The 5,288-nt window shown below is 49.6% G+C and carries 4 protein-coding genes and 1 pseudogene; 3 read left to right on the top strand and 2 right to left on the bottom strand.

Annotation, left to right across the window (positions count from 1 at the left end):
- The first annotated feature begins 272 nt into the window (after positions 1-272).
- Positions 273-1,187, top strand: coding sequence for a DUF3530 family protein (locus ACRCZA_RS11810; RefSeq protein ID WP_438674629.1), 915 nt, complete (start codon positions 273-275; stop codon positions 1,185-1,187).
- 63 nt (positions 1,188-1,250) lie between these two features.
- On the opposite strand, the gene ACRCZA_RS11815 is transcribed toward ACRCZA_RS11810, so the two are convergent.
- Entirely contained in the window at positions 1,251-2,057 is an 807-nt protein-coding gene (locus ACRCZA_RS11815; RefSeq protein ID WP_438674630.1) for a crotonase/enoyl-CoA hydratase family protein, read from the bottom strand.
- Between the two features lie 766 nt (positions 2,058-2,823).
- Here ACRCZA_RS11815 and ACRCZA_RS11820 point away from each other — a divergent pair.
- Together ACRCZA_RS11820 and ACRCZA_RS11825 are read left to right on the top strand one after the other, a co-directional pair.
- The gene (locus ACRCZA_RS11820; RefSeq protein ID WP_438674631.1) at positions 2,824-3,819 is read left to right on the top strand and encodes a response regulator; all 996 of its coding nucleotides are present in this window, start codon (positions 2,824-2,826) and stop codon (positions 3,817-3,819) included.
- Positions 3,820-3,837: 18 nt separating this feature from the next.
- Complete coding sequence (locus tag ACRCZA_RS11825) at positions 3,838-4,851, top strand: diguanylate cyclase (RefSeq protein ID WP_438674632.1); 1,014 nt, start codon at positions 3,838-3,840, stop codon at positions 4,849-4,851.
- Between the two features lie 326 nt (positions 4,852-5,177).
- On the opposite strand, the pseudogene ACRCZA_RS11830 reads toward ACRCZA_RS11825, so the two are convergent.
- Positions 5,178-5,288 (bottom strand): annotated as a pseudogene (locus tag ACRCZA_RS11830) (ribonuclease E inhibitor RraB); the annotation flags it as partial.

Raw genomic sequence — 5,288 nt, forward strand, 5'->3', positions numbered from 1 at the left:
AGAGACTCAGCTGCAGCTCGATGCCATCAGAATGGTGCTGGTCAGCCACGTGTAAACCACCACAGGGCTCCAGCGCCCCCCCAAACGCCCAGCACTCGACTGGGCGTTTGATTTATCCAACCTGCACGACCTTAATCCCTGAACATTATGTGACTCACGCCGCCAATTTCTGCCTATGCCCAACATCAGCCCTAAAACTTGCGTCAATGACGAGAGCCTTCAGGTTATACTCAGCCAGTGACTGGATAACACGACAGAGAGTAAACGATTTTATGGGACGGTTTTTCTTGAGTTTATGTAGCCTGTACTTAAGCCTACTGGCCTTTAACCTACACGCGGCCACCGCGCCCAGCCAGCCTGAGGCCACAACCAATTTGCCGATACTTAATCCACCGACACTTAATCCGCCCACAAGCCGTTATCTACCCGAGCCCGAAATCAAGCAAATCAGCATAGATAACCAGCCCTATGAACTCTTAGTGAGACCTTGGGAAGGCAAAAAAAAACGCGGCGCGAGCATTATTCTGCCCGCCACCAATGGCAGCGCCGACGCCCCGGGTTTCATGGCCTTTGTCCGGCGCAATATTAACGCAGCCGGCTGGGCAAGCCTTAGCCTGACTCCGCCACGAGAGCTCCCCGCCAGCAATTTTGCCACTGCCGCAACCGAGATAGCCGCGGCTGGCACCGCCCAGCTGAGCATCTTAGCCAATAAACCCAGCCCCAAAGTGCCCGCCGAGCAGCGGCGCCAATACCAGTTGCAACAGGAAGACTTTGTGGTTAAAAGTTTGTCCCAACTGGAAAAAATCGGGGCAGAATACCCCGGGAAACGACTACTGATCACCGCAGATCAAAGCGCCGCTTTGCTGATCTACTTAATAAGTGAGCAAAGAATGGCCCTGCCGGATGTGTTGATTGTGATCAATCCCTATAGCGAGGATGACGCACGCAACCAAGGCTTAGCCGCCGCGCTCGCTAAGCTCACCATCCCGGTTTTAGATATTCAATCGCCGGATGGTCATCCGGCCTCATTGCAAACCGCCGCTCAGCGTCAAACCTTAGCCGTAACCCACGCCACCCCCAACTATCGCCAAAGCTTACTCGCACTCAATTTAGATAATGAGAGTGCGTGGCAACAATGCCTAACGACCATCAAGGGGTTTGCCGCCCGCATGAGCGCAGCCGAATAACCCATTGATGTTAACTCATTCGAGTGACCCATCGGCGCAGCCAGCCTGCTTGGCTTTTGGCTTTTACCAGCCAGCTTGCCTGTCTTTATAAGCGGCATTGGGGTCCTTAAGTTGGCGCACTGCCGCTATTTTGCGATTGTAACCAAGCAACAGTTTTATTTGACTTAAGGATTCACGACTTAAAAGGCTCCGCAGCCTTGCCGACCAACTGGAGTTAATGCTGAGCTTAATCGCCGCAAGAGCATCGGGAGAGGTATGGCCAAGCTCGCTGGCCAATTGCTGGGCAGCGAGCAACGGATTGTCGCTTAGCTGAGTCACCAATCCTAAAGATAATGCCTGCGAACCACTGAGCACCTTGGCCGTCATGCTCAGTAGCAGCGCCTGATCCTTCGGCATAATTTGCCGCAGCGCCACTAATCCTGCCATATCGGGGACAAGACCCCACTTGGCTTCCATAATGGATAATTGGCTGTTTGCAGAAGCAATACGGATATCGGCACCGAGCGCAATCTGCATCCCACCACCAAAACAGCAACCATCAAGTACAGCTATCACTGGCACGGGCAAACGTTGCCAACCAAGGGATACCCGCTGCGCCAGATTGGCATTCCCTGGCAGCCACTTAAACAACAGTTTGACCGCCTGCAATGGTGAAGACATGACGCTTTTCACATCGAGTCCGGAGCTAAAGTGACCACCCGCCCCGCAAAGGATCACCGCTCGCACGCGCCTATCGCGACGGATCTGCTGAATAGCCCGATCCAACTGTTTAAACATCAAGTAATTAATTGCATTTTTTTTGTCAGGACGATTAAGCTGCACATAGGCAATCCCTTCGTCAATGGTCACTCGCACGCACGGTTCACTCATAAAATATTCCCTTACTGGTCAGGCCTGTTGAAATGTTAACATATTTGGCATGAATCACTAAAAGAGATAACATGTGGCTGTTTTTTGACGTTGGTCAAACTATTGCCATTGAGCTGCCGTCAGCGCTAAAGTCTATGTTAATCTATGGACGATAATGACAGATGAACAATAAGCATCTAAATAACATAGATTTTTACTGCAAACGCTATCACTTATAACGTGCGCAGCGAACACCCCAAAGCCGCTACTGCCCAGCCGCAATAAGGGAACAGAACACAATCCGAGCGCCAATGCCGCTCAGTGATAAAGCTAAGTTCGGTGATAGACCTAAATTCGGTAATAAATCTAAGTTCAGTAATAAACCTAAGCTCGGTAATAAATCTAGGTTCGGTTATGAACCTAAGCTCGGTAATAAATCTAAGTTCGGTGATAGACCTAACTTCGGTAATAAATCTAAGTTCAGTGATAGACCTAAGCTCGGTAATAAATCTAAGTTCAGAGATAAACCTAAGCTCGGTAATAAATCTAAGTTCAGAGATAAACCCAAGGTCAGTAATCGCACCCTGCGCAGTTTCTGACGAAACGCGGATGCAGCATTCAATCACAGACGCAGGCCAATACATTGGCTTCTGGCGCCTCAAATATTGACTGAACAAACACGCTGAACGACCAAAATGAGCAGTGTCACTGCGCCAAACACTGGGCAGTGACACTCGAACAATCCCATTATCGTGAATTAATGGGCATAAAAGGATCAACTGTCAGTATGACAATATCAGTACTCATCTGTGACGATTCGGCGATGGCACGCAAGCAAATCGCGCGCACCCTCCCCAAGGAGTGGGATGTCGACATTACCTATGCCACCAATGGCGCGGAAGGCTTAGAGGCTATCCGCGCCGGCAAAGGTGAGGTGGTATTTCTGGATCTCAATATGCCGGTCATGGATGGGTATGAAGTATTACAAATCGTGCAACAGCAGGATCTGCCAGCACTGATCATTGTGGTTTCCGGTGATATTCAAATCAAAGCCCATGAACGAGTTAAAGCCCTCGGCGCCCTCGATTTTATTCAAAAACCCGTCAGTGCCGACGCTATCAGCCACACGTTGCAGGAATATGGCATCCTGACCCTCACCCAAAGATCAGCGGTCGATAGCGCCCCGATGATCCAAGTGGATATGCGCGATGCCTGTCAGGAAATCGCCAATATTGCCATGGGGCGCGCGGCCGATCTCTTAGCCAAATTACTGAATGTGTTTGTCCGCTTGCCCATTCCAAATGTGAATGTGCTCGAGGTCAGCGAGCTGACTATGGCGCTCAAGGCAACAGAAGAAAGCGAAACCGTATCAGCGCTTTGCCAAGGATTTATCGGCGCGGGCGTTGCTGGTGAAGCCCTATTACTGTTCCACGATTCAAGTTTTAAGGACATGGCCAAACTCATGGGATTGGCCAACCCTGAAGATAACAATACCGAAATTGAAGTGTTAATCGACACCGGTAACGTGCTGATCGGTGCCTTTCTAAATGGCATTTCTGAGCAGCTCGACATGAAATTTAGCCAAGCCCATCCGGTCGTACTCGGCAGACATTGCACCGTCAATGAGCTCATCCACGATAACTCGGCAAAATGGCAAAGAACCCTCGCGATGGAGATTAACTATCGAATTGAAGATCATCATATTCAATGCGATTTGTTATTACTGTTCACCGAAGACTCCATTCCCACCCTTAGCTATAAACTTGGCTATTTAATTGATTAATCAGTGAGATAATACCTTATGGCAAACGATCAAGGCGCGATGAACGAACTACACTGGCTTATCGATATGGTGCAAACCATTGAGGTAGGGCTCGTGGTGTTAGATCGCGATTATCATATTCAGTTGTGGAATGGTTTTATGGAAAACCACAGCGGGATTGCGCCTAATGCCATCAAAGGTAAAAACCTATTTACTAGCCTGCCCGATTTACCCGCTGCTTGGTTAAAACAAAAAATGGAATCGGTTTTTATGCTTAAAAATCGGACCTTTATTAGTTGGGAGCAAAGACCTTGCGTCTTCACGTTCAACAACTATCGCCCCATTACTGGCCGCGCCGATCACATGTACCAAAATGTCACGCTGCTGCCGTTAGCGTCCCTCACGGGGCAAATCACCCATATCAGCATGATTATCTATGACGTGACCGACATCGCCGTCAATAAACTGCAGCTCAAAGCCGCTAATCAACAACTTGAGCATCTAAGTCAAACCGATGACTTAACTCAACTTTATAACCGACGCCATTGGCAAACCTGTCTAGACCATGAATACGATTTATTTTCCCGCTACCAAGGTGTTGCCAGCCTAGTGATGATCGATATCGACCATTTCAAGCACATTAACGATACCTATGGCCACGTTGCAGGAGACAAGGTCATCGCCCATATTGCGTACCAGTTAAGCCAATCCCTACGGGAAACCGACCGCGCCGGGCGTTATGGCGGCGAGGAGTTTGCCGTTGTCATGCCCAACACCAGTGGGGCTGACGCTTGGCATTTTACCGAGCGCCTGCGGGAGAGAATTGCCGAATCCACCGTGACCTTTGACGGCTTGACCATTAAAGTGACCGTCAGCTTAGGGATCTGCGAAATCGGTAAACATATTAGCAGCAGCTCCAATTGGATCTCCTGCTCCGATAAAGCACTGTACGAGGCCAAGCAAACCGGCCGCAATCGCAGCGTGATCTACTCCCCTGAAGCACAAGCCGCGCCAGAGGTGCCCGTAGCGGTTGCCAGCCCCGAGAGCGCTTGACATTCACCACGCAGCCTAGTGCTAGGCTCGCAACTAAAGCGACTTTTAGCCAGCCATAACAATATCAGCTGCAACAATATCAGCTGCAACAATATCAGCCTCAATATCATCGGCGGCAACAACATGGGCTGAATCAAGAAGCAAGCGCCCTTGAACGCCAAAGGCTTGTTAAAACCCAAACGCAGTAAAAACTAACGCGTTGTTAACACCCAAATGCTGTAAAAACCACAGCGCTGTTAAAACCCACGCCTCTTTAAACAGCAAAGCCCACATTAAGTGGGCTTTGAGGGAATTAAGCGCGACGCTGACACCGATGAGATAAAGGCTTAATGGGGAAAACCGTCATCTTCTTCATCGTCTTCTTCGTCGTCATCCATATCATCGCCAACGAAATAGGTGCCCCAACCATCGTAATCGACCTTCTGCTTGGCCGCTAA

The organism is Shewanella sp. (assembly GCF_051658185.1).
Classification (GTDB): Bacteria; Pseudomonadota; Gammaproteobacteria; order Enterobacterales; family Shewanellaceae; genus Shewanella.